Source organism: Nocardia sp. bgisy134, assembly GCF_057708325.1.
Genome location: NZ_JBYIRW010000005.1, coordinates 179512 through 202863, shown reverse-complemented (window position 1 = coordinate 202863; position 23352 = coordinate 179512). Strand labels below are relative to the sequence as shown.

20 protein-coding genes and 3 tRNA genes are annotated in these 23352 nt (G+C 68.8%); 13 read left to right on the top strand and 10 right to left on the bottom strand.

The window, feature by feature from the left end:
- Nucleotides 1–30 precede the first annotated feature (30 nt).
- Nucleotides 31–450, top strand: coding sequence for a RidA family protein (locus tag AC3ERS_RS11760; protein ID WP_431966506.1), 420 nt, complete (start codon nt 31–33; stop codon nt 448–450).
- 69 nt (nt 451–519) lie between these two features.
- Entirely contained in the window at nt 520–1248 is a 729-nt protein-coding gene (locus AC3ERS_RS11755) for a maleylpyruvate isomerase family mycothiol-dependent enzyme (RefSeq protein ID WP_431966504.1), read from the top strand.
- A 7-nt stretch (nt 1249–1255) separates the two neighbouring features.
- Here AC3ERS_RS11755 and AC3ERS_RS11750 read toward each other — a convergent pair whose 3' ends face one another.
- The 5 genes from AC3ERS_RS11750 to AC3ERS_RS11730 form a co-directional block, all read right to left on the bottom strand.
- Nucleotides 1256–4042: a CHAT domain-containing protein gene (locus tag AC3ERS_RS11750; protein WP_431966502.1), complete on the bottom strand. Its 2787-nt coding sequence runs from the start codon at nt 4040–4042 to the stop codon at nt 1256–1258.
- Between the two features lie 2 nt (nt 4043–4044).
- Complete coding sequence (locus AC3ERS_RS11745; RefSeq protein ID WP_431966500.1) at nt 4045–5451, bottom strand: lipase/acyltransferase domain-containing protein; 1407 nt, start codon at nt 5449–5451, stop codon at nt 4045–4047.
- A 396-nt stretch (nt 5452–5847) separates the two neighbouring features.
- A tRNA-Arg gene (locus AC3ERS_RS11740) sits at nt 5848–5920 on the bottom strand.
- Nucleotides 5921–5955: 35 nt separating this feature from the next.
- Nucleotides 5956–6045: transfer RNA gene (locus tag AC3ERS_RS11735), tRNA-Ser, on the bottom strand.
- Nucleotides 6046–6136: 91 nt separating this feature from the next.
- A complete protein-coding gene (locus AC3ERS_RS11730; RefSeq protein ID WP_431966498.1) occupies nt 6137–6850 on the bottom strand; it encodes a dienelactone hydrolase family protein in 714 nt (237 codons plus the stop codon).
- A gap of 193 nt (nt 6851–7043) precedes the next feature.
- Here AC3ERS_RS11730 and hisC point away from each other — a divergent pair, with 193 nt between their 5' ends.
- Nucleotides 7044–8120, top strand: a complete 1077-nt coding sequence (hisC, locus tag AC3ERS_RS11725) for a histidinol-phosphate transaminase (protein ID WP_431966496.1) — start codon at nt 7044–7046, stop codon at nt 8118–8120.
- 63 nt (nt 8121–8183) lie between these two features.
- On the opposite strand, the gene AC3ERS_RS11720 is transcribed toward hisC, so the two are convergent.
- Nucleotides 8184–9236, bottom strand: a complete 1053-nt coding sequence (locus AC3ERS_RS11720; RefSeq protein ID WP_431966494.1) for an alpha/beta hydrolase — start codon at nt 9234–9236, stop codon at nt 8184–8186.
- 432 nt (nt 9237–9668) lie between these two features.
- Between AC3ERS_RS11720 and AC3ERS_RS11715 the strand changes: the two genes are divergently transcribed.
- Together AC3ERS_RS11715 and AC3ERS_RS11710 are read left to right on the top strand one after the other, a co-directional pair.
- Complete coding sequence (locus AC3ERS_RS11715; protein ID WP_431966789.1) at nt 9669–10787, top strand: nitric oxide synthase oxygenase; 1119 nt, start codon at nt 9669–9671, stop codon at nt 10785–10787.
- A gap of 176 nt (nt 10788–10963) precedes the next feature.
- On the top strand, nt 10964–11794 hold the full coding sequence (locus AC3ERS_RS11710) for a phosphatase PAP2 family protein (RefSeq protein ID WP_431966492.1): 831 nt from the start codon (nt 10964–10966) through the stop codon (nt 11792–11794).
- 150 nt (nt 11795–11944) lie between these two features.
- Here AC3ERS_RS11710 and AC3ERS_RS11705 read toward each other — a convergent pair.
- The 3 genes from AC3ERS_RS11705 to AC3ERS_RS11695 form a co-directional block, all read right to left on the bottom strand.
- Nucleotides 11945–12029 (bottom strand) — tRNA-Ser (locus AC3ERS_RS11705).
- Nucleotides 12030–12053: 24 nt separating this feature from the next.
- Nucleotides 12054–12464 (bottom strand): MarR family winged helix-turn-helix transcriptional regulator, encoded by a 411-nt coding sequence (locus tag AC3ERS_RS11700; protein WP_431966787.1) that lies wholly within the window; start codon nt 12462–12464, stop codon nt 12054–12056.
- 122 nt (nt 12465–12586) lie between these two features.
- Nucleotides 12587–13762 carry an alpha-hydroxy-acid oxidizing protein gene (locus tag AC3ERS_RS11695; protein ID WP_431966490.1) on the bottom strand — a complete coding sequence of 392 codons (1176 nt, stop codon included), beginning with the start codon at nt 13760–13762 and terminating at the stop codon, nt 12587–12589.
- 235 nt (nt 13763–13997) lie between these two features.
- On the opposite strand from AC3ERS_RS11695, the gene AC3ERS_RS11690 reads away from it, so the two are divergent.
- Nucleotides 13998–15008, top strand: coding sequence for an NAD(P)H-quinone oxidoreductase (locus tag AC3ERS_RS11690; protein ID WP_431966488.1), 1011 nt, complete (start codon nt 13998–14000; stop codon nt 15006–15008).
- 52 nt (nt 15009–15060) lie between these two features.
- Here AC3ERS_RS11690 and AC3ERS_RS11685 read toward each other — a convergent pair whose 3' ends face one another.
- On the bottom strand, nt 15061–16263 hold the full coding sequence (locus AC3ERS_RS11685; protein ID WP_431966486.1) for a cysteine desulfurase-like protein: 1203 nt from the start codon (nt 16261–16263) through the stop codon (nt 15061–15063).
- A gap of 429 nt (nt 16264–16692) precedes the next feature.
- On the opposite strand from AC3ERS_RS11685, the gene AC3ERS_RS11680 reads away from it, so the two are divergent.
- The 7 genes from AC3ERS_RS11680 to AC3ERS_RS11650 all read left to right on the top strand — a co-directional run bounded on the left by AC3ERS_RS11680 (nt 16693) and on the right by AC3ERS_RS11650 (nt 23334).
- Nucleotides 16693–17295: a bacterial proteasome activator family protein gene (locus AC3ERS_RS11680; RefSeq protein ID WP_431966484.1), complete on the top strand. Its 603-nt coding sequence runs from the start codon at nt 16693–16695 to the stop codon at nt 17293–17295.
- Nucleotides 17296–17547: 252 nt separating this feature from the next.
- Nucleotides 17548–18384, top strand: a complete 837-nt coding sequence (gene wzm / locus AC3ERS_RS11675) for a galactan export ABC transporter permease subunit Wzm/RfbD (RefSeq protein ID WP_431966785.1) — start codon at nt 17548–17550, stop codon at nt 18382–18384.
- Nucleotides 18385–18395: 11 nt separating this feature from the next.
- Complete coding sequence (gene wzt, locus AC3ERS_RS11670) at nt 18396–19247, top strand: galactan export ABC transporter ATP-binding subunit Wzt/RfbE (RefSeq protein ID WP_431966482.1); 852 nt, start codon at nt 18396–18398, stop codon at nt 19245–19247.
- Nucleotides 19244–20239, top strand: a complete 996-nt coding sequence (gene glfT1 / locus AC3ERS_RS11665) for a galactofuranosyltransferase GlfT1 (RefSeq protein ID WP_431966480.1) — start codon at nt 19244–19246, stop codon at nt 20237–20239. The genes wzt and glfT1 overlap by 4 nt, the downstream gene beginning before the upstream one ends.
- A 246-nt stretch (nt 20240–20485) precedes the next feature.
- Nucleotides 20486–21532 carry a ribosome small subunit-dependent GTPase A gene (gene rsgA / locus AC3ERS_RS11660; protein ID WP_431966478.1) on the top strand — a complete coding sequence of 349 codons (1047 nt, stop codon included), beginning with the start codon at nt 20486–20488 and terminating at the stop codon, nt 21530–21532.
- 157 nt (nt 21533–21689) lie between these two features.
- On the top strand, nt 21690–22541 hold the full coding sequence (locus tag AC3ERS_RS11655; protein ID WP_431966476.1) for an SDR family oxidoreductase: 852 nt from the start codon (nt 21690–21692) through the stop codon (nt 22539–22541).
- Between the two features lie 172 nt (nt 22542–22713).
- Nucleotides 22714–23334: a hypothetical protein gene (locus tag AC3ERS_RS11650; protein WP_431966474.1), complete on the top strand. Its 621-nt coding sequence runs from the start codon at nt 22714–22716 to the stop codon at nt 23332–23334.
- Nucleotides 23335–23352: the final 18 nt, after the last annotated feature.

Below are 23352 nucleotides of genomic sequence, written 5' to 3'. Positions count from 1 at the left end.
ACGGCGGACACCGGCGGCCATGCTGTCGCCATGACCAAGCGTGTGAACATCTCCTCCGAATCCGAGTTCGAAGACGTCGTCGGCTACTCGCGAGCCGTGCGCGTCGGCGACTTCGTCGCGGTCAGCGGGACCACGGCCGCGGCGCCGGGCGGTACCGCCGTCGGCGGGGACGACATCAGCGAGCAGACCAGGGAAGCCCTGCGCCGCATCGCGGCCGCGCTCGACGAAGCCGGTGCGCGCATGGCCGACGTCGTCCGCACCCGGATCTTCGTCACCGACATCGGCCGGTGGCCCGAGGTCGCCGCCGCGCACGCCGAGGTGTTCGGGTCGATCCGGCCCGCCGCGTCGATGTACGAGGTGAAAGCGCTCATCACGCCCGCATTGCTGGTGGAGATCGAGGCCGACGCGGTCGTCGCCGATGAGCGCTTGGATCAGCTCGTCGCTGGGTAGGCGTCCACGCCGGCCGCGCGCGCGCGTTTTCGACGGCTGCGTCCGGCTGCGCCCATTAGGGTCGACACCGTGACCAGCGACGCGCAGGATCCCACACCGCACGATCTGCTCGACCAGGTCGCCGACGCGACCGCCCGGTTGCTCGAGACCGTGAGCGGTCTGCGCGACGGTGACGTCATCGAACCCTCGCTGCTGCCAGGCTGGACCCGCGGGCACGTGCTCGCCCACCTCGCCCGCAACGCCGACAGCCTGGTCAACCTGCTGATCTGGGCGCGGACCGGCATCGAGACCCCGCAGTACGCCAGCTCCTTCGTGCGCGAATTCGACATCGACGCGGGCTCGCCGCGACCGGTCGCCGAACAACTCCGCGACATCGAGGCCGCCGCCAACCGCTGGTCCGCGCTCGCGAGCACCGCGTCGCGGGAGAACTGGAGCGCTACGGTCCGCACCCGCGCGGGCCGCGCCATCCCCGCGGCCGAGATCGCCTGGATGCGCCTGCTCGAAGTCGAAATCCACCACGTCGACCTCGCCGCCTCCTACACCCCCGCCGACTGGCCTGCCTCCTTCGTCGCCCGCGCGCTCCCCCGCGTCACCGCCGACCTCGCCAAAGTTCTCGACCCCGACACCCCGCCCTTCGACGTCCGAGCCGCCGACCTCGACTTCGCCGCCTCGCTCGCCCCCGGCGACCCGGCGCACACCGTCCTCGGCCCGGCTCCCTCTCTCCTCGCCTGGCTCATCGGCCGCTCCCCCGGCCGAGATCTGTCCGGTCCGTTGCCCGACCTTCCCGCGTGGCGCTGAGCCGCCGTCAGCGATCCGGTTGGGCGAAGAATTCGACGCCATCGGTGATGGTCTTGACCAGCGTGCCGCCCGCGACCAGATTGTCGACCAAGGCGATGGCCTGATCCGATCTGGCGGCCGTCTTGGCGAGTACCTGTGGCAGGTCGAGCCTGCCCGATCCGATCGTTTCGACGATGTCTTGTTTGCGCAGCCTGTCCAGCGCGGCCGCCACATTCAGCCGTCGCACCACGCGCCCGTCCGCGAGCTGCTTCTGTTCGGCGGTCTCCAGCAGCAGGGCTCGGACGTGGGCGGCGTCGAGCGTGCGATCGGTGGCCCAGACGATGAGCGCCGCGATGGCCGCTTCGTACGCCGCCGACGTGCCGGGCAGCGTCCGGGCGGCGACGACATCGATAGGCCCGGCACGGTCCTCGATGGTGCCCGCGATCAATACGCGCCCACGCGCCGCGCCCGGGACTTCCCCGAGCCCCGAGTCCGCGGTACAGACGACGAGATGGTCCGAGCCGTCGAGCATCGCGGCGTCCGGGACATCGTCCGCCACGACGATGTCGGCGCCCGCCTGCTGGACGAGCCGATCTCGATCCGCCACACCCTCGAGGGAGATCACTTCGGCGAACACGGCGGCGCTGTCGCCGGTTCCGAAGGGCACCGCCCGTCCGGCTACGCCGTGTTCTCCGGCGAACTGGGTGATCGTGCGCGCGAGCTCACCGGCGTCCGACATCGGCCCTGCGAGGGCGAGCCGCAGCGGGCGCTCCCTCCTGCCCAGGTCCGTCGCGGCGGTGAACAGATCCTGAGCGTTCACCGGTGCGGCGACTTCCTCGATGTCCTGGCGCGCGAGGTTCGCGAGCGATTCCGCCGTCGGGGGTGTCGGACAGGCCCGCACTCGGTCGGCGAGCTGGTCCCACTGTTCGAGGTGCGGCAGATCGGCGTACAGGCGCGAAAGGGCGGTCGGTCCGAACCGGATGAGGACCGGCTGATTACGGCGGATCCACTGCCACACCTCGGGCCAGGCCAGCAGGTCCAACCGTATTTCCCTGGTCCGCGACGGCATGTCGGCGCGGTCGGTCAACCCGGCGACGCCGTTGGTCGAGGTGATCGCGACCCGTGCGGGCAGGCGCCGATCCAGCATTTCCGCCAGCGCGCGCAGCGTAGCGGCACCTCTCGTGTCGTCGGCGAGCAGCTCCGCCTCGTCGACAGCGAGTACGAAGCGCGTGTGCTCGAGTTTGCCGAGCAGGTTCCGCCAGAGATCGGTCGGGTCCTTCGCCAGGCGGTCGCGCGGCACCCGCAGGCCGCTTTCGGCCATCGCGGCGGCTACGGCGTCATGCAGTATCCCGACCGGATTCTGATCCTGACGTTTGCGTTCCGCCTCTTCGAGCAACCAGCGCGCGCCGACGAACACCCGGACGACGTCGTCGTCGAGATCATCGAGCACGCGGTCCATGAACGCCGACTTGCCGCTGCCCGCAACTCCTTTGACGTGCAGCAGCCGAGCCTGCGCGGTTCCCGCCAGTACGTCGATGGCCTGCCGCAGCTCGATCAGTCGCGAGATGAACCTGCGGTCGCCCTGCACGATGCCGAACGGGCGGTAGACGCGCGGCGGCAGGTCGATCGGCTTGCCCGCGCTGCGCTTGTCGATCAGCGCGCCTGGCTCGTTGGCGCCGACGTGCAGCGTCGGCACCACCCAGTTCAGCTTGGTTCCACCGGCGGACTCGTCGGCCGCGATCTCCTGCCTGGCCATGCGCAGCGCCGTCACGACGGAGTGCCCTGCGGTGATCGCTTCGTAGAACGAGCTGGTGAAGATCTTCTCGGTGTCGAACGGCAGCACCGTCTGCATGCCGATGACCATCGGGCACACGGCGCGCACGAAGTGGTCGGCGGTGGACATCTGACCGCGCCAGTCGTCGCCTGCGACAGCGGCGGGGGCCCGCGCGGTCTCGCACCCCGCGAAGACCGCCAGCCGCAAGTCGGGTAGTTCGGAGAGAATGTCACAGAGTTCCCGGTTGTGGACGAAACGGCCACGGCCGCCCGCGTCTTCGAGCTTGAAGCCGTTCGGCGCGGCATGCCCGAGATAATGGAATATCTGGAATCCATCGGACTGGCAGCGAATGGTCCGACGGATTCGTTCGGTCGACGGCCGGTCCTCTACGACGACGTTGAGCTTGCCCTGCCGCACGAGGGGGCGCAGCCCGTCGAGCAGCGATCGCTTCGCCTCGTACAGGTCGAACAGCGCCTCCTGGTTCTGCTCGCCGACCTTCGGCATCGGGCTGGACATGACGATCAGGACGTTCAAGGGCGCCTTGATCGGGTCTTGGGCCTGCTGAACCGGATAGGTGCGGAAGCGCCCGAGCCGCAGAATGTGGGTGTCACGAGCGCAGGCGAGGAGGTCGACCCCTCTGGCGATGCCACTCTCCGGGTCGAGCAAGAGCTCCCACGGCCAGGCGTTGACGTGCTGGGGCGCCGATTGGACGCGTACGAGCACCTGCGCCCCGATGTGGCGGGCGGCGCCGCGTGTTCGCGCGAACAGATTGCGGATCTCGGGTACGTCGAACACCAGTCGCGTCAAGATACGTCCGACCTCGACGGCGGCCGGTTCGGCGCCGGAACAGGCGTTGCGCACGACCGCGTTGAGCCACTCGGACGGCGTTTCGAAGCCGTGGGACAGAGCCCAGGTGGGCGGCGTCCGCGGCACGGCGTACACCGCTCCCTGGGGCGAGGATGCCGAGACCCACACGCGCCCACCGGCATCCAGCACACTGATGTCGAATCGGTGGAAGGCTTGCGTGGGCTCCGGCGGCATCGTTATCCCGGCCCTTCCGCGCTGCGGGCTAGCTCATCGAGATCTATTACGCTCACCAGATCGGTCACCGGGTGGACGGTGTCGGCGGCCACGGTCACCCGGTAGTCACCGGGGAGCAGGTTCGCCAGGGTCACCTGCCGCCAACCGTCGGACGCCTCGGTCAGCGGATGCACGCTGGACACGCCGCGGCCGAGATCCTCCACCGTCGCGACCAAGGCCGCCTCGCGGGCGGCGGTCTTCGCGCGGACGACCATCGGTTCGGCGGTGGTGACGTCCTCCACCTCGAGCGCGACCGGGTCCTGCACTGCGGGAAAGACATCGACGCCACCGAACTCGGCGGTACGCAGCACGCCGCCGACGTGGTCGAGCACCGGATCGTCGTTCTGCAGCGAGCCGTGCTTCTGGCTCACGAACGAGGCGTTACGCCAGCCGTCCATCAACTCGTGCGGGATGGCGGACACCTTCGGGACCGTGCCGTCGCCGCCGTCCTCGCCCGCGGCCTTGCGCGCCCACAGCACCTCGATCCGGTCGTCGGCGAATCGCGCGGCCCACCTTGTCGGCTGGAAGTCGCCGATGACCGGCCGGATCTCGTAACCGGGTCCGGTTTCGGCGATCCGGTCGTCGACCTGCTTGCGCAGGCCGCGATGCAGCTCGACGGCGGCCCGCAGACGGTCGGCGTCCACGCCGGTCCTGCTCCAGTCCAGGCTGGGGTCGTCGAGATTCAGCCACGTACCGTCGGGCCCTGCCACACAGCGGTACGACGGCAACAGCTGATACGCCGAGGTGAACGAGCGCAGCAGGTCGGAGAGGTCGACGTCGAACGGCCCCCAGTTCTTGCGGAAACCGTTCGCGAGGAATTCGAGCGCGTTGATCGACCCGGAATAGGGCGTCCCGAAGGTGATCAACGTGCGGGTGTCCTTCCATCCGTCGAACTGCTCCAGGTAGAGCCGCGAGACGATACCGCCCATCGAGTGCCCGATCAGGACCAGTTTCGCGTCGGCGTTGCCGGACTTCTCCCGCCAGTTCCGCAACCAGTCGTGCGCCGACCTGGCGAGCTTCACCGCGGCGACCCGGTTGTCGCGCCGCCAGTCGTAGGGAAACTCGAAATAGTTCTCGCCCGCGACCGCCCCGAACCGCTCGACCAGTTGTTTGCGGCACCGGGTGTAGCCGTCGATCTTCCAATCCAGACCGGGCACTATGTGCAGATCCGGCACCACCCGCGTCGCGACGACGCCGTCCACGTCGTCGACGGCGGGATCGTCGCCGTCCAGCCGCAGCCGCTTGATGCTGCGGCCGAGAGACAACACACCGCGCAGGACCGCGCCCGGCGTGGGAGCCCACAGCTCCTTGCCATCGCGTGCCAGCACGGAGCCGCCGATCCCCGGGATCAACACGACCACGTCACGCATGTCCGGCCTCCGTCCGTTCGTGTGTGATCTCCACGCTCTCGCGTTCTGTGGCCGGAATCACGAGTACTCGGGTACTCGAAAGACCTGGTCAGGCCTGCGCGCGGCGAGGCCGCGATGATCGAGACCGGAGGCCGTCACCAGGCGATTCGTCGGGCGAACCGCCCGACTTGCCGAGCGCCGGCGAGAAATGCGTGTACGCAACGACTTCCGGACCCGGCCGGCACGATCGGTCCGCCTCCGCCCCGAGATTCCCCCATCCCCGCCCGCACCGCATGCGTACCCCGCTACCCACGTTCCCCAATGGTCACTACGCATACCGGCCGGTCGGCCTCCCCGACCATTCGCACTCGCATGACAAAGGCCCCTCCCGAGTGCGGGAGGGGCCTTTCGACAAAGTGCGCCCGAAGGGATTCGAACCCCTAACCTTCTGATCCGTAGTCAGATGCTCTATCCGTTGAGCTACGGGCGCATTACCTTTTCAGTTGTCACCCGGCGAACCGGGTGTGGCGGAGGCGAGAGGATTTGAACCTCCGGTCCCCGTGAAGGGACAACTCATTAGCAGTGAGTCCCATTCGGCCGCTCTGGCACGCCTCCTGGAGCCTTCTCTTCGAGGGCACCGGTCCTTTCGAACCGCCGAGCATGAAGGTTACATGACCCAACGTCCGGATAACAAAACGCCTGGTTATCAGCGTAAGTTGCTGTCGAACCAGTCGAAGATCCGGGTTTGGGAGTCGATGGCGGAGTTGCCGTCCTCGTCCTCGGCGTCCGGGGTGTCCGCGCGGTGGTGCAGACCGGGGTAGGTGACCACGAGGCTGGCGACGCTGGCCTGGGCGGCGGCGTCGCGCAGACGGTCGACGTCACCGGGCGGGGTGGCCGGATCGTCGGAGCCGAACAGGCCGAGCCAGGGGGCCTGGAGGTCGGGGGCGACGCGCACGAGCGCCTCGGCCTCGTCGGTGAGCGGTTCGGTGATGCCGGAGGCGGCGATGCTGACCGCGGCGCCGATGGGCCGGTTGGTGGCGACGAGGAAGGCGGCGGTGCCCGCGTGGTCGAAGCCGAGCACGCCGATGCAGTCGGGGAAGACGCCGCGCCGGGTCAGCCAGTCGAAGCAGGCGTCGAAGTCGTCGAAGAGCTCCTCGCCGAAGACCTCGTGCGCGGGATCGCCGTTCGCCCGATGGAACAGGTTGGGCGCGACGACGGTCCATCCCTCGGTGGCGAGCGCGCGCATGAACTCGAGCAGTGCGCCGGTGAAGTCCCGTGATTCGTGCAACACCACGATTCCGCCGCGCGAATTACCCTCCGGTTCGATCACGGTGATGGGCACCCGGCGGCCTTCGATGGGGCGCTGCTCGAGGTCTTCGCCACCACGTAGCGGGGCGATATCGTCATAAATGCCCGACATGGAACCAGCCTAGGGCGAGCCGCTGTTCTTCGCGAGAAATTGCACGTGAGCGGCCATTACCCGCAACATTTCCGGAATGGAAGCCGCGATTCCGGCGCCTTCGGACGACGCCCGTCGCCGGCCCGCGGGTGGCCGCGGCCGAGGCGGAGGTACGCCGGGGCGCGGCTCGCCCCGGGCCATTTAGGGTGGAGGGGTGACAGCGCGCATCCGGCCCGACCTCTCCGCCATCCCGGCCTACACGCCCGGGCGCAGCCATCCGGGCGCGGTCAAACTGGCCAGCAACGAGACCACCCTGCCCCCGCTGCCCGCCGCGGCGAAGGCGATCGCGGAGGCGGCCGAGCTCGCCCACCGGTACCCGGACAACCAGGCGAACGAGCTGCGCGCCGCGCTGGCCGAGTTCCTCGGGGTCACCACCGAGCACGTCGCGGTCGGCTGCGGCAGCGTCGCGCTGTGCCAGGAGCTGGTCCAGATCACCTGCGCCGCACCGGCCGACGAGGTGCTGTTCGCCTGGCGCTCGTTCGAGGCGTACCCGATCGTCACCCAGGTGGGCAACGCGACGGCCGTGCAGGTCCCGCTGACGCCGGAGCTGACGCACGACCTGGACGCGATGGCCGCCGCGGTGACCGACAACACCCGGCTGATCTTCGTCTGCAACCCGAACAACCCGACCGGCACCGCGCTGGGCCGCGAGGCGCTGATCCGTTTCCTGGACGCCGTCCCCTCGCACGTGCTCGTCGTGCTGGACGAGGCGTACTACGAGTACCTGCGGCTCACTCCGCAGGATCGGCCGGACGGCGTCGAGCTGGCCCGCACCCGGCCGAATGTGATTGTGCTGCGCACTTTCTCGAAGGCCTACGGGCTCGCGGGCCTGCGCGTCGGCTACGCGGTCGGCGATCCGGAGGTGATCGCGGCGCTGATGAAGGTGCACATCCCGTTCAGCGTGAACCGGGTGGCCCAGGCCGCGGCGATCGCCTCGCTGGAGGCGCGCCACGAGCTGCTGGAGCGCACCGACGCGGTGATCGTGGAGCGCGATCGGATGCGCGCGGCGCTGCGCGCGGCCGGTTACGCGGTGCCGTCGAGCGAGACCAATTTCGTCTGGCTGCCGCTGGGCGCGCGCAGCGCGGAGTTCGGCGAGGCGAGCGCGGAAGCCGGTGTGCTGGTGCGGCCGTACGGGACGGATGGCGTCCGCGTGACGGTCGGCGATCCGCACGAGAACGACCGGTTCCTCGACTTCGCCACCGATCCCGGCGTGCTGGCGCGCTTCGCCTGAGATCGGGCGCGACCCCGGTCGGCGTCCGAGCGAGGTCGCCGGGTACGACCACGCCCCGCGGCGTCAGCGGATCGCGGGGTACACCGTCGGCCACGAGGCGGCGAGTTCGTCACCCCAGTACGGCCACGAATGCGTGCCCGTGGCACGGAAATTCGCGGTGACCGGAATGCGGAGCGAGGTGAAGCGGTCGACCAGCCTGCGGGTGCACGCGTTCGTCGCGGCCTCCAGCGGTCCGCCGAATCCGATGGTGCTGACCACGTCCGTCTTGCCGGGCACGTCGTACTTCCCGGGGATACCGCTGCCGACGGACAGATAGATCGCCTTGCCGCGCAGCGCGTCCGCGTGCAGCACCACGTCGTGGGCGAGCCAGTCCGGATGCCCCTCGGAGCCGAACATGTTGTCCGGCTCCCCCTGATAGGTGGCCACCACGGCACGGGCCTGCGCCTGGCCCATATCGGTTCCCGTGGAGAAGCATCCGCTGTGCGCGGCCACCGCACGGTAGAGCTCCGGCCTGCGGAAGGCGAGCATCATCGCCGCCTCCGCACCCATCGAGACGCCCATGATCGCGTTGCGGCCGTTGCCCTGGAATTCCGCGTCGATGAGCGGCGGAAGTTCCTTGGTCAGGAAGGTTTCCCAGCGGTTGGTGCCGAGCACGGGATCGGGGCGCTGCCAGTCGGTGTAGAAGCTGGCCGGACCTCCGACGGTGAACACCACGTTCACGTCTTTGTCTTCGTAGAAGCGGTCGGCGTGACCGAGTTCGATCCAGTTGTTGCTGTCGGCTTCGGCGCTGCGCCCGTCCAGCATGTAGACGGTGGGCCTGCTGTGGTTCTGGTCGCGCGGCAGCAGCACCTGCACCTGCACGGTGCGGCTCATCGCGGGCGATTTCACGAACACGCGGACTCTGCGATCGGTGATCGGTTCGACGCGCTCGATCGAGGGCGTGTCGGCAGGCGCGGTGGTCGGCTCGGCGGCGCCGGGGCCGTCGGAAGACCCGGTGCTCGGCTTGTCGGGCGCGGCCACCGTGGGAGGTGCTCCGACCCCAGCCGCACCCGTGAGCAGTGCGGCGCTCATGGCGACGACCGCGAGCCGTCGCCGCATCCAACGCCGAGACAGCATGCCTGCCATGGTGCCAGATGGCGTGCGGCCCACTCGACCCGCGATACGGGATTCGAATGATTTGTGACGAGCGCCACTTTCGCGGTGCGGCGCCCGGCGAGGCGAAGTGCGAATACTCCGAATTCGGGCACACCGCCAGCACACTCGCCTTACGCTGCGTCTCGGGCGCTTCTTGGCACGTCGATGGGGACCGCCATGACCGGACACAGCCACGACCCTGACAGAGGTCGGCATTCGGCACGCCCGCGTCCGCACCGTCCGACCGGTTTTTCGGCAACGCGAGGGCTAATCCGCCCGGTTCTGCTAACACACACCCGAGCACCACCGAACAGATCGGTGTGCCGGCCGCGCCGCGCGCGCGACTTCTCTGCTCGATCGATGTCTGTTTGCCGCAGTACCTGATGCCCGACCGGAGAAAAGACCGTGAACCACGTGTTGCCCGTTCCACCGTTCGAAACCGCCACCGACACCCAGCCTTTCGACCCCGGGCTGGCCCGCCGCCTGCGCGAGTGCGACGACTTCTTCCGACAACCGGAACTCGCCCACCTGAACGCCCATCGCCGCCGCAACGCGCTGGACCAGCTGCGCCAGACCGGCGCTTATGTGCAGACCGCCGAGGAGATCCTGATCGGCGCTCGCTTGGCCTGGCGCAACCATGCCCGCTGCGTCGGCCGAAAGCATTGGCGCTCACTGAAACTGCTCGACGCGCGGCGCGTCCGCTCGGCGCGCGACCTGGCCGAGGTGTGCTGGCAGCATCTGCACATGGCGACCAATGGCGGCGCGGTGCAGTCCATGATCACCGTCGGTCCGCCGCGCCAGGGTGACGGGCGCGAGTACCGCATCGTCAGCCCGCAGTTGCTGCGCTACGCGGGGTATCGCAACGGCGACGGGACAGTCACCGGCGACGCGGCCAATGTCGCGCTCACCGAGTTCGCCAGGAAGCTCGGCTGGCGCGGCGCGGGCACGCCGTTCGATCTCCTTCCGGTGCTGATCAGCACGCCCGACGAGCCGATAAGGTGGTTCGAGGTGCCGCGCGAGCTGGCCAGGGAGGTGGAGATCGAGCATCCCGATTTCGACTGGTTCGCCAAGCTCGGCCTGAAATGGCATGCGGTGCCCGCGGTTTCCAATATGAATCTGGAGATCGGCGGCGTCACCTATCCGTTCGCGCCGTTCAACGGCTGGTACGTGGGCACCGAGATCGGCGCGCGCAATCTCAGCGACACGAACCGCTACAACATGCTGCCGCTGATCGCCGACATGATGGGCCTCGACACCTCGCATCCCCGCACCCTCTGGCGCGACCAGGCGTCGATCGAACTGAATCGCGCTGTCCTGCACAGCTATCGCAAGGCAGGCGTGCACATCGTCGACCACCACACCGTGGCGAAACAGTTCTGCGAGCACGCCGAGAAGGAGAAGGCCGCAGGCCGCGCCTGTCCCACCGATTGGAGCTGGATCAACCCGCCGATCTCCTCGGGCCTGACCCCGACCTTCCACCGCTACTTCGACCCGCCGGACGACGATATCCGCCCCAACTTCGTCCGGCGCTGAGTCCGTTCGCTTCGCCTGCCCCGCGGGTCCCTCCCTTCGGACCCGTGTCGGCCCTTGCTGTCTCTCGGGTCACACACGGGCTTGCCGACGAGCCGATGCTGTTACGGTAAACGGAGAATGCACCTCCGGTTAAACATTTCGGCGGATCTGTTCAATGGCGAAGGAGGCCACGGGCGATGGTGGCTGTCGGATTTCCCGGTCCGCATCTGGAATTCGGCCTCCCGGCCACCGGAGCGCTCGACCGTGTGCGGTCGGCGGTGCACGGCCGCGGCGGCGAGGCGGTTCGACAGCTGGCTCTGATCACCGTGCTGTATCTCGGGTACCGCGCCGGTCGGCTGATCACCGCCGACGACACCGAGCGCGCCCTGGGCAACGCGCACGCGCTGCTCGATGTCGAAGACCGGCTGGGATTCCTCGCGGAGACCACCGTGCAGAGGCCGTTCCTGCACTGGGATTTTCTCGCCGTCCCGGCGAATTTCTATTACGCGACGGCGCATTTCACTGTCGCCGTCGCGGTGATCGTATGGCTCTGGGTCTTCCGCCCACGGCACTACCGCATGACCCGCAACCTCATGGTCGGCCTGACCGGCGCCGGGTTGCTGCTGCACGTGCTGTTGCCGCTCGCGCCGCCACGCATGCTGCCGGAACGCGGTTTCGTCGACGTGGCCGCGCTGCACGGCCAGTCCGTCTACGGCCCTTCGGAATCCGGCGGTCTGTCGAACCAGTTCGCGGCGATGCCGTCGCTCCACGTCGGCTGGGCGCTGCTGCTCGCTGTCGCCGTGGTGGCCGCGACACGCACCAGCTGGCGCTGGCTCGCCCTCGCCCACCCCACGCTCACCACGGTCATCGTGATCGGAACCGGCAACCACTACTGGCTGGACGCCATCGTCGCCGTCCTCCTGCTGGCCGGAGCAGCGGTGCTGCACCGGCTGCTCGTCCCCGCCGCCGCCACGCTGTGGGACACGAACGAAGCTGCCGCACAGCCCCTATGGTCAGCCCGACCATAGACCCGAGTCCCATGGTCGGCCCAACCATGGATGGGTTGGGGGTCCGGGGGCAAAGCCCGCCGGGCGGGGTGTGGGGGTTGCACCCGCACAAACATTGCGAAACGAGCCCGGCTCATGCCCTCCATGAGCATGAGCCAACGACGAGTGGGGCGGAGACGGAGGGATTTGAACCCCCGGTCGCTCTCGCGACGCTCGCTTTCAAGGCGAGTGCATTCGGCCGCTCTGCCACGTCTCCAGGCCCACGATCCTAACGGACGGTTCAGTCGGCTCGCTCGCCGATTATCTTGTCGACGCGGTCGAACACTTCGCCGATCACGGCGAGCTGTTCGGGGACGAGCAGATCGATGAAGTCGTTGCGGACGGCTTCGACGTGGCCGGGGGCGGCGGCTTCGAGTCGGCGCATGCCCTCGTCGGTGAGTTCGGCGACGACGCCGCGGCCGTCCTCTTCGCAGGTGTTGCGGCGCACCATGTCCTGCGCCTCCATGCGCCGGATCTGATGGGTGAGCCTGCTGCGGGAGGAGAGCACACCGTCCGCGAGTTCGCTCATGCGCAGCGAGCGGCCCGGCGCCTCGGACAGCAGCACCAGGATTCGGTACTCGGCGAGGCTGAGGTCGCTGTCGCGCTGCAACTGCCGGTTCAGCGCCGTCATCAGCCGCTGATGACCGTCCATGTAGGCGCGCCACGCGCGCTGCTGCGTCGGGCTCAGCCAGCGAGGTTCGGGCGTGCGACCGCTTGGTTCGGGATCCACCGCCCTATTCTAAACAGCCCTGAACTGGGCAAACCCCGATTCGTTCACCGAGCGGCGGCGATCATGCCGCGGTTCAGATCGGCCACCTTCGCGCATCCGGAGAGCCCGAGCACCGAGTCCAGATCGGCGAGCAGCAGCCGCAGCGCGTGCCGCGCGCCGTCGCGGCCCGCGATGCCGAGACCGTAGGCGTACGGCCGCCCGTACAGCACGGCCTTGGCGCCGAGCGCCAGCGCGATCAGCACGTCGGAGCCGCTGCGCACGCCGGAGTCGAACAGCACGTCGGCACGGTCACCGACGGACGCGACGACCGCGGGCAGCGCGTCGAGCGCCGCGATGGACCCGTCCACCTGGCGGCCGCCGTGGTTGCTGACCACCACCGCGTCGGCGCCCGCGTCCACCATGAGGCGAGCGTCGTCCGGGTGCAGCACGCCCTTCACCGCGATCGGCAGATCGGTCCATTCGCGCAGGTGAGCGAGGTCGGCGGGGCGTAGGTTGTGGTTGCCGAAGAGCCCGACCCAGGTGAGGATCGCCACCCGCATGGCGTCCTCGCTCTCCTCGGGCGGCGTCGGCAGCTTCGCCAGGAACACCGGGTCGGACAGGTAGTTGGCGATGCCCTTGCCGTGCAGGAACGGCAGGTGCGCGAGCTGGAGATCCTGCGGCCGCCAGCCGAGGGTGGGGGTGTCGACCGTGACCACGATCGCCTTGGCGCCCGCGCGCTCGGCCCGCTGCACGAACGAGCGCGCCAGCTCCGGATCGTTGGGCCAGTAGAGCTGATACCACCATTCACCCGCGGCCGCGCCGACCTCCTCGATGGTGGACGACGCCGCGGTGGACAGCACCGACCCGATCCCGAGTTCCTTGGTGACCTCGCCGACGATCACCTCGCCGCCCTCGTGCATCAGTTCGAGCACCCCGATCGGCGCGGTCAGCACCGGCGCCGCCAGCCGGGTGCCGAGCACCTCCACCGAGAGATCGCGCGCGCCGGGCCCGGTGGTGCCGCGCAGCATGCGCGGAACGATCCGGTATCTGTCGAAGGCGGCGCGGTTGGCCGCCGCGGTGCGCTCGGCCGACGCGCTGCCCGCGACGTAGGCGTATTCGGCAGGCCCTAGGACTTCCTTGGCACGCTGTTCCAACCCGGCGGCCGTCATGGGCAGCTCGGGCACGATGCCGCCCAATCCGCCCAGGTAGATCTCGTTTTGGAAGTCAATGAAGCTGCTCACGCGGGGAACGCTAGTCCGTTGTGTCCGTTCCCGCAGGACGCTGAGCGAATCCACGGCTTTCACCGACCGGGCAAGTCCACGGCGCTCGCCGACCGGGCAAGTCCACGGCGCTCGCCGACCGGGCAAGTCCACGGCGCTCGCCGACCGAGCAAGTCCACGGCGCTCGCCGACCGGGCGAACCCACGGCGAGCGGGTCGCACGGATGCCGCGGTGAGCGGCGGGGCACTATGGGCTGATGCGTGCGATCGAGCTGAAAGAATACGGCGGACCCGAGGTGCTCACGTGGGGCGAGGCCGCCGATCCGGCGCCGGGCCACGGCGAGGTGTCGATCGATGTGGTCGCCGCGGGCGTGAACCGCGCGGACCTGCTCCAGCGCCGAGGTTTCTACGCACCGCCCGCGGGCGCCAGCGAGATCATCGGTCTGGAGTGCTCGGGCGTCATCGCCGAGGTCGGCGAGGGCGTGCGGGACTGGCGGGTCGGCGACCGGGTGTGCGCGCTGCTGTCCGGCGGCGGGTACGCCGAGCGGGTGGTCGTCCCCGCGGGCCAGGTGCTCCCGGTGCCGGAAGGCCTGGATCTCGCTGCGGCGGCGGCGCTCCCGGAGGTGGCGGCCACGGTGTGGTCGAACCTGGTGATGACCGCCGGTCTGCGCGCGGGCCAGCTGGTGCTGATCCACGGCGGCGGCAGCGGCATCGGCACGCACGCCATCCAGCTCGCGGTGCACAAAGGCGCGCGGGTGGCGGTCACCGCGGGCTCGGCCGAGAAGCTGGCGCGCTGTGCCGAACTCGGCGCGAGCGTGCTGATCAACTATCGCGAGGACGATTTCGTCGCCGCGGTCCGCGCCGAGCAGTCCGGCGCGAACGGCCCCGGCGCCGACATCATCCTCGACAACATGGGTGCCGCCTACTTGTCCCGCAATGTCGAGGCATTGGCCGAGCACGGTCACCTGGTGGTGATCGGCATGCAGGGCGGGGTGAAGGCCGAGCTCGACCTCGGTGCGCTGCTGTCGAAGTGGGGTTCGGTGCACGCGACCAACGTGCGCAACCGCCCGGCCACCGGCACGGGAAGCAAGGCCGAGATCATCGCCGAGGTGCGCAGGCACGTCTGGCCGCTGATCGCCGACGGCACCATCGTCCCGGTGATCCACGCCGAGCTGCCGATCGCCGAGGCCGCCGAGGCGCACCGGATGCTGGATGCCGCGGACACCTTCGGCAAGGTCGTGCTGCGCGTGCGCGAGGACGGGAACTGACCTTCGCGGGCTGATACGTCTCGAGAGCCGGACGCGGCCTCGAGACCCCGGCTCATTCCAGCGCGGCGAGCGCGCGGCCGAGCTGGTCGATCTCGAATCTGGTTGTGTAGGGCGCGAGTCCGACGGTCACGGCGCCGCCCTCGTCGTTGACGCCGAGCGCGTCGAGCAGCCTGCTCCCGCCGTGCACGCCGCTGAGCGTGCCGATGCGGGCGTCGGCCAGCTTGGCGGCGATCTTCTCCGCCTGCATGCCCGCCATGGTGAAACTGACGGTCGGGATCCGCGTCGAGGCACGGCCGATCACGGTCAGGCCGGGGATCTTGTCCAGCACGTCCATCAGGTGCTCGAAGAGCTGGTCGTGGTAGTCCTGCAGCGAGGTGATGGAGATTTCCAGCCGCTCGCGGCGGGTGCCGGTGGCCCGCTCGTCCAAGCCCGCGAGGAAGTCGATGGAGGTGGTGAGCCCGGCCAGCAACGCGTACTGGTGCCCGCCGACCTCGAGCCGTTCGGCGCCCTTCGCGTACGGGTTCAACGACATCGAGGGGATCCGGTCCAGGAACGCGGGATCGCGGAAGACCAGCGCGCCGATCTGCGGCCCGCCCCACGCGGGTGCGCTCAGCGCGACCACGTCGGCATTGAGCTCGTCGATATCGATGAGCGCGTAGGGCGCCGCGCCGAACGCGTCGGCGACAAGCAGACCGCCCACCTCGTGCACCCGGTCGGCGGCGACCCGCACGTTGGGCGCGGAGCCGACGATGGGTGAGGCCGCGGTCAATGCCACCAGTCGGGCCGTCGGCCCGATCAGCTCCTCGAACTGCCAGGACGGCATCTCGCAGGTCTCGATCTCGACCTCGGCCCAGCGCACGTGCGCGCCGTAGCGGTTGGCGATGCGCAGCCACGGCGCGACGTTGGCCTCGTCGTCCAGGCGGGACAGCACGATCCCGGTGCCGAGACCGAGCCGGGAACTCAGCGATTCCGCGAGCCAGGCCAGCAGCACCGCCCGATCCGGGCCGAGCACGACGCCCGCCGGATCACCGCCGACCAGATCGGCGACGGCCTCGCGGGCGGCGTCCAGGATGGCCGCGCTGCGCACCGCTGCGCCGTTGCGGCCGATGTGCGAGAACGACGACGTGCGGAAACCCGTTGACACGGCACGAGATACCGAATCCGGGACAAGCATGCCCGCCTGTGGATCGAGATGGATCCAGCCGTCGCCCAGGGACGGTATCAGGCCCCGAACCCTCGCGACGTCGTAAGTCATGCTGGCCACTCTAAGGGCAGCGGGCAAGCCTGCGTAACCGCCTTCCCCTCCTGGCCTGCTCGCGAAGGAGGCGGAACGGCACGCCGCGCGGACCGGACGACGGACGGCCGCTGCGGGCTCGACACCGACCTCGACCTGGGATTTCGCCCCGGGCTCCGCCGGTATGGGCGCGGCCGCGCGAGGCAGGGCCGAGAGAGAGGGGACCGCTCCGTGCACAGTCGCTCGGAACCGGACCGTTCAGGACTGGGCGCCGATGCGCGGCGACGCAGCGACCCGGGAATCAGCATGGCAACCGACTTTCAGCAAATCCGAACCACACGGACCCGAACAGAATAGTCGGCGTCGTCCAGCCGCGGCACCGGCCCGGCCACCTTCCACCCGGACGTGCCCGTTTAGCGCGTCCGCCGACAACGCGACATGATAGGGAACATGACGCACTCGGATGAGTCACCCGATTCCATCGTCGTGGTCGGACCCGACGGGCGGCCGCTGGTCATCCCGGCCGACGCGGGCACCCCGCTGACCGGACAGGTGGTCACCGACGGCGACGAGAAGGCCGACGACGAGAGCGACCACGACGACGCCGGCGAATCGCTCGCCGACATGGTCGAGCAGCCCGCCAAGGTCATGCGCATCGGCACCATGATCAAGCAGCTGCTCGAGGAGGTGCGGGCGGCTCCGCTCGACGACGCGAGCCGCAGCCGGCTCAAGGAGATCCACAAGTCCTCGGTACGTGAGCTCGAGCAGGGCCTCGCCCCGGAGCTTCGCGACGAACTCGAGCGGCTGACCTTGCCGTTCACCGACGACGCCATTCCCTCCGACGCCGAGCTGCGCATCGCGCAAGCCCAGCTGGTCGGCTGGCTGGAGGGCCTGTTCCACGGCATCCAGACCGCACTGTTCGCCCAGCAGATGGCCGCTCGCGCGCAGCTCGAGCAGATGCGCCAAGGCGCGCTGCCGCCCGGTATCCACACGGTGGACCCGCGCGGCGGGCGCGGCGACCAGGTGACGGGCGGTTCCGGACAGTACCTGTAACCCAGCTTGGTGGGTGACGAGTTTCCCCGGTCCAGCGTGTGCCAGCGGACCCGGTGCGAGGATGCAGGGGTAGGGTCGAGCACCGTGCCCGCCGCTGCCGCTCGCCCCGACTCCGATGAGAGTACGGCGCGTCCTGAAGAGAGCCCAGTGCGTTCAGATGACAGCTTGCGTTCCGACAGTCCCTCGACCGCCGAAGAGCATCCGGTGAGTGCCGAGAGCACCGCGCCGGAGCAGCCGAGCGAGACCGAGGCGATGACGCCGCTGGTCTCCGACTCGCAGACCTTCCGGCGCGCGATCAAGGACATGCGCGACGGCTTCGGCCAGCGCGAACTATGGCTGTCGCTCGGCTGGCAGGACATCAAACAGCGCTACCGGCGCTCGGTGCTCGGCCCGTTCTGGATCACCATCGCGACCGGCGTGCAGGCCGCGGCGATGGGAATCCTCTACGCGACGCTGCTCGGTCAGCCGCTGCGCGAATACCTGCCCTACGTGACCGTCGGGTTGATCGTCTGGAATGTGATCCAGGCGAGCATTCTCGAGGGCTCGGAGGTGTTCATCGCCAACGAGGGCCTGATCAAACAGCTTCCGTCCGCGCTGAGCGTGCACGTGTACCGGCTGGTGTGGCGGCAACTGTTGTTCTTCGCCCACAACATGGTCATCTACCTGGTGCTGCTGGCGGCGTTCGGGATATGGGAGAACCTGCGCTGGTCGAGCCTGCTGGCGATACCGGCGATCGTTTTGATCTTCCTCAATTCCATGTGGGTGTCGATCGTGTTCGGCATCTTCAGCACCCGGTACCGCGATATCGCGCCGATTCTCAGCAGCACCACGCTGATGCTGTTCGTGCTGACGCCGGTGATGTGGACGACCAAGACCTTGGAAAGCCAGATCGGCGCGGCGAGCGAACGAGCCAGGCTGGTGGAGATCATCCCGACCTTCCACTATCTGGAAATCGTGCGCGCTCCCCTGCTCGGTGAACCGCAGGAACTGCGGCACTGGGTGATCGTCGGCGCGATCACGGTGGTGGGCTGGATCGTCGCGGCCTTGGCCATGAAGAAGTACCGTTCGCGCGTACCGTACTGGGTATAGGAGCCGCAGCGATGAGCCGTGTGAGTATCGAAACCCGTCAGGCGTGGGTCGAGTTCCCGATCTTCGACGCCAAATCGCGGTCTCTGAAAAAGGCGTTCCTCGGCAAGGCGGGCGGCGCGATCGGTCGCAACCAATCCGACGTCGTGGTGGTCGAAGCGCTGCGCGACATCACGCTGTCGCTGAAGGAAGGCGACCGGGTCGGCCTGGTCGGCCACAACGGCGCGGGGAAATCCACGCTGCTGCGGCTGCTTTCGGGCATCTACGAACCGTCCCGAGGCAGTGCGCGCATTCGCGGGCGGGTGGCGCCGGTGTTCGACCTCGGCGTCGGCATGGACCCGGAGATCTCCGGCTACGAGAACATCATCATTCGCGGGCTCTTCCTCGGCCAGACCCGCAAGCAGATGCTCGCCAAGATCGATGAGATCGCCGAGTTCACCGAGCTCGGCGAATACTTGCAGATGCCGTTGCGCACCTATTCGACCGGTATGCGGGTGCGGCTGGCGATGGGTGTCGTCACCTCCATCGACCCGGAAATCCTGCTGCTGGACGAGGGTATCGGCGCGGTCGACGCGGAATTCATGAAGAAGGCCCGGCTGCGTTTACAGGAACTCGTCGCGCGTTCTGGCATTCTGGTATTCGCCAGCCATTCCAACGAATTCCTCGCTCAGCTCTGCGATTCCGCGCTGTGGATCGATCACGGACAGATCCGGTTGCGCGGCGGCATCGAAGAGGTGGTGCGCGCGTACGAGGGTCCGGACGCCGGAAACCACGTCGCGACCGTGCTGAAGGAAATGGCAGCGGAGCGGGCGGCGACCGAAGAGTCCGAGGACAGCGCACGAGAACTGGAGCGAAACAACGCATGAACGAGCCGACCGGGCAAGACGCCCCGATCACCGCTGGGGCGCAGGCCCCGGTCGACTCGACCGCACCGGAGCGGGTGTACACGCCGACCGACACCGGTCCCGGCGCCCGCATCATCGCCGTCGTGGTCACCCACAAGCGTCGTGACCTGCTCGCCGAATCGCTGAAGGTCGTCACCTCTCAGTCCCGGCCGGTCGATCACCTCATCGTGGTGGACAACGGCAACGAGCCCGAGGTCGCCGAACTGGTCGAGCAGCAGCCGATCGAGTCCACCTACCTGGGCTCGGCGCACAACCTCGGCGGCGCGGGCGGCTTCGCGCTCGGCATCCTGCACGCGCTGACCCAGGGCGCGGACTGGGTGTGGCTGGCCGACGACGACGGACGACCGGAGGGCGCCGAGGTGCTGGCGACCCTGCTCGACTGCGCGAACCGGCACGGGCTCGCCGAGGTCTCCCCGGTGGTCTGTGATATCGACGACCCGGACCGGCTGGCCTTCCCGCTGCGCCGCGGCGTGGTGTGGCGGCGGCTGCGTTCCGAGCTCGGCGACGAGGACTTCCTGCCCGGCATCGCGTCGCTGTTCAATGGCGCGCTCGTCTCCGCGAAGGCGGTCGACCTGATCGGCGTGCCCGACCTACGCCTGTTCGTGCGCGGCGACGAGGTCGAGGTGCACCGCAGGCTGGTCCGCTCGGGCCTACCCTTCGGCACCTGCCTACAGACGGCCTACCTGCATCCCAACGGCGCCGCCGAATTCAAGCCGATCCTGGGCGGCCGGATGCACACCCAGTACCCCGACGATCCGGTGAAGCGCTACTTCACCTACCGCAACCGCGGCTATCTGATGGCCCAGCCCGGTATGCGCAAACTGTTGCCGCAGGAGTGGATTCGCTTCTCCTGGTTCTTCCTCGTCACCCGCCGCGACCCCGCAGGCCTGCGCGAATGGTTCCACCTGCGCTCGCTCGGACGCAACGAACAGTTCGGCAAGCCGGACAAGTAAGCGGTCCATCGCCGGGGGTCGATAAATCGCTTGCGGGGGCTATCGGGGTCTGGCAAGGTTCGGGGAGTTCCCGGTTCGAGCCGGGTGAGATCAGAAGGGAGGAGGTGGAGATCGTGACGACGAACGTTCGGGTTGTCGTGCCCGTGCGCGCCGCGCTGCCGCGTGCCGCCGCACCGCACTCCACCTCTATTACCCCTCGCTGAACCTCGGTCGGGTTCGGCGCCCGACGAATGGATTCTTCCCATCATGGTCGACTACGACCTGCTCGTCCCTTACGGCTGGACGGAAGCCGTAGCCAACGAATACGCCGCGCTCATCGATGACGGTTGCGTGCCCGCCAGGGTGATCCGGATGGATCGCAGCGAATGCGAGGTCGCGACGCCGGACGGCTCGACGCGGGCCCGCTGCCCGCGCGCGGATGCCGAGCCGAACGGATTGTGCACCGGCGACTGGGTGACCATCGACGCGCAGCGCAATGTGCGCGCGTTGCTGCCGCGCCGCTCGGCGATCGTGCGTTCCACGGCCTCACGCCGGTCCGAGGGCCAAGTGCTGGCCACCAATGTCGACACCGTGCTGATCTGCGCCCCCGCCGACGGCGACGTGGACCTCGGCCGGATCGAACGGCTGCTCACCCTGGCCTGGGAGAGCAACGCGCAACCGGTCGTCGTGCTCACCAAAGCCGATGCGGCGGAGGATGTTCCGATCGAGGGGGTGCAGGCCGTCGCGCCGGGCGCCACGGTGCTCGCGGTCAGCGCGGCCAGCGGGTACGGCATCGACGTGCTCACCGCCGTGCTGGACGGGACGGTCGCGCTGCTCGGCCCCTCCGGCGCGGGCAAGTCGACGCTGGCCAACGCGCTGCTCGGCGCGGAAGTGTTCGCCACCAACGCCGTTCGCTCGGTGGACAAGAAGGGCAGGCACACCACCGTGCACCGGGAGTTGCGCCCGTTGCCCAACGGCGGGACGCTGATCGACACCCCCGGGCTGCGCGGCATCGGCCTGTGGGACGCCAGCGAAGGGCTCGAGAAGACCTTCAGCGACATCGAATCGCTCGCCGCCGCATGCCGTTTCGACGACTGCTCGCACGAGAGCGAACCCGGCTGCGCGGTGCGCGATGCCCTCGAAACGGGGGCGCTCTCCCAGCGCCGCTTCGACAGTTATCGCAAGCTCGCCAAGGAGAACGCCTGGATGGCGGCCAGGGTCGACAAGCGGTTGCAAGCCGAGCGCGATCGCGCCTGGCGCGGCATCAGAAAACAGCAGCGCCAGATATATCGGGAGCGGGGGTCGCGACGCTGAGCGTCGTGCTTCGCCGCATGCCCGGGAACGAGTGATTCGACGGCCACCCCTCAGCCCCCTATGCAACTGGTTGCATAGGGGGCTGAGTTACGCTTAGCGTGCAAGGCGTGGCGTCGCGGGCGCACCTCGTCCGCGGCACGAACGACAGGAGCAGGCCATGACGGAACCGGGTTCGAAGCCGCTGGCGGGCAAGACGATGATCATGTCGGGCGGCAGCCGCGGCATCGGTCTGGAGATCGCCAAGCGCGCCGCGGCCGACGGCGCCAACATCACGTTGATCGCCAAGACCGATCAGCCGCATCCCAAGCTCCCCGGCACGATCCACACCGCGGCCGCGGAACTCGAGGAGGCGGGCGGGCAGGTGCTGCCGTTCGTCGGCGACGTGCGCATCGACGACTCGGTAGCCGAGGCGGTGCGCCGGACCGTGGAACGCTTCGGCGGCATCGACATCGTCGTGAACAACGCTTCGGCGATCGATCTGTCGAACACCGACGCGCTGTCGATGAAGAAGTACGACCTCATGCAGGACATCAACTGCCGGGGCAGCTTCCTGCTGGCCAAGCTGAGCCTGCCGCACCTACGCGAATCGGCGAAGGCCGGGCGCAATCCGCACATCCTCACCCTCTCTCCGCCGCTGAACCTGGACCCGAAGTGGGCGGGCGGCTCGCTCGGCTACACCATCGCCAAGTACGGCATGTCGCTGACGACGCTCGGTCTCGCCGAAGAGCTGAAGGGCGACGGCATCGGGGTGAACTCGCTCTGGCCGCGCACCACCATCGCCACCGCCGCGGTGCGCAACCTGCTCGGCGGCGAGCAGATGGTCGCCACCTCGCGCACCCCCGACATCTACGCCGACTCCGCCTACCTGGTGCTCACCTCGCCCGCCGAGAAGACCACCGGCAATTTCTTCATCGATGACGAGGTGCTCGCCGCGCACGGCATCACCGAACTGGACAAATACCGCGTGGTCCCCGGCGACGCCGAACTCACCACCGACCTTTTCCTCTGATCCTGGGTCGGCACACAACTTTCGTGCGCGTCACAGGGCCGCCGCGCCGGTGAGGCGCACGAAACGTCTGTGCGGCGGGGCGGTCCTATTGCCTCGGAGAGGCGGGGGGAGAAGTGTGATAGGCACCGGTGGCGCCACCGGGGCGCTGCCCCGAGCACAGAGGAGGTGGACCGTGTTCGCACGTTCTACCACTATTCACGCGCGATCCTCCTCGATAGACGCCGGGATTGCGCACGTGCGCGACGAAACCATGCCCGCGTTGGAGGGCATACCAGGCTGTATCGGGCTGTCGTTGCTCGTCGACCGGCAGTCCGGGAAATGCATCGCGACGACGGCGTGGGAAACCGAGCAGGCGATGCACGACAGCGCGGTCCGGGTCCGTCCGATCCGCGAGCGCGTAGCCGAAATGTTCGGCGGCAACGCGGAAGTCGAGGAGTGGGAGATCGCCGTTCTGCACCGCGACCACCGCTCGCGAGAAGGTGCCTGCGTGCGCGCGATCTGGGTGGAAGGCGACCCGAATCGCGTGGATACCGCGATCGACACCTACAAGTCCCGCGCGCTGCCCGGGATGGAAACCCTGGAGGGCTTCTGCAGCGCGAGCCTGATGGTCGACCGGGCCTCCGGGCGCGGCGTCTCCAGCGTCACCTTCGACAGCTCGGAGGCGATGGCCCGCAACCGCGAGCAGGCCGCAGCGATGCGCGAGACCAACACCAAGCACGCGGGCATCCGAGTGACCGAAGTCCGCGAATTCGAGCTGGCGCTCGCACACCTGCGCGTACCCGAATTGGTGTGACCGCCGGGGCGGCGCCGT

What these genes read in the sequence shown, in the direction of transcription:
- AC3ERS_RS11760 (WP_431966506.1), top strand. Translation starts at nt 31, where the DNA reads ATGACCAAGCGTGTGAACATCTCCTCCGAATCCGAGTTCGAAGACGTC.
- AC3ERS_RS11750 (WP_431966502.1), bottom strand. Translation starts at nt 4,042, where the DNA reads ATGCCGCCGGAGCCCACGCAAGCCTTCCACCGATTCGACATCAGTGTG.
- AC3ERS_RS11745 (WP_431966500.1), bottom strand. Translation starts at nt 5,451, where the DNA reads ATGCGTGACGTGGTCGTGTTGATCCCGGGGATCGGCGGCTCCGTGCTG.
- AC3ERS_RS11730 (WP_431966498.1), bottom strand. Translation starts at nt 6,850, where the DNA reads ATGTCGGGCATTTATGACGATATCGCCCCGCTACGTGGTGGCGAAGAC.
- AC3ERS_RS11720 (WP_431966494.1), bottom strand. Translation starts at nt 9,236, where the DNA reads ATGCTGTCTCGGCGTTGGATGCGGCGACGGCTCGCGGTCGTCGCCATG.
- AC3ERS_RS11710 (WP_431966492.1), top strand. Translation starts at nt 10,964, where the DNA reads ATGGTGGCTGTCGGATTTCCCGGTCCGCATCTGGAATTCGGCCTCCCG.
- AC3ERS_RS11700 (WP_431966787.1), bottom strand. Translation starts at nt 12,464, where the DNA reads ATGGACGGTCATCAGCGGCTGATGACGGCGCTGAACCGGCAGTTGCAG.
- AC3ERS_RS11690 (WP_431966488.1), top strand. Translation starts at nt 13,998, where the DNA reads ATGCGTGCGATCGAGCTGAAAGAATACGGCGGACCCGAGGTGCTCACG.
- AC3ERS_RS11685 (WP_431966486.1), bottom strand. Translation starts at nt 16,263, where the DNA reads ATGACTTACGACGTCGCGAGGGTTCGGGGCCTGATACCGTCCCTGGGC.
- AC3ERS_RS11680 (WP_431966484.1), top strand. Translation starts at nt 16,693, where the DNA reads ATGACGCACTCGGATGAGTCACCCGATTCCATCGTCGTGGTCGGACCC.
- wzm (WP_431966785.1), top strand. Translation starts at nt 17,548, where the DNA reads ATGACGCCGCTGGTCTCCGACTCGCAGACCTTCCGGCGCGCGATCAAG.
- wzt (WP_431966482.1), top strand. Translation starts at nt 18,396, where the DNA reads ATGAGCCGTGTGAGTATCGAAACCCGTCAGGCGTGGGTCGAGTTCCCG.
- glfT1 (WP_431966480.1), top strand. Translation starts at nt 19,244, where the DNA reads ATGAACGAGCCGACCGGGCAAGACGCCCCGATCACCGCTGGGGCGCAG.
- rsgA (WP_431966478.1), top strand. Translation starts at nt 20,486, where the DNA reads ATGGTCGACTACGACCTGCTCGTCCCTTACGGCTGGACGGAAGCCGTA.
- AC3ERS_RS11655 (WP_431966476.1), top strand. Translation starts at nt 21,690, where the DNA reads ATGACGGAACCGGGTTCGAAGCCGCTGGCGGGCAAGACGATGATCATG.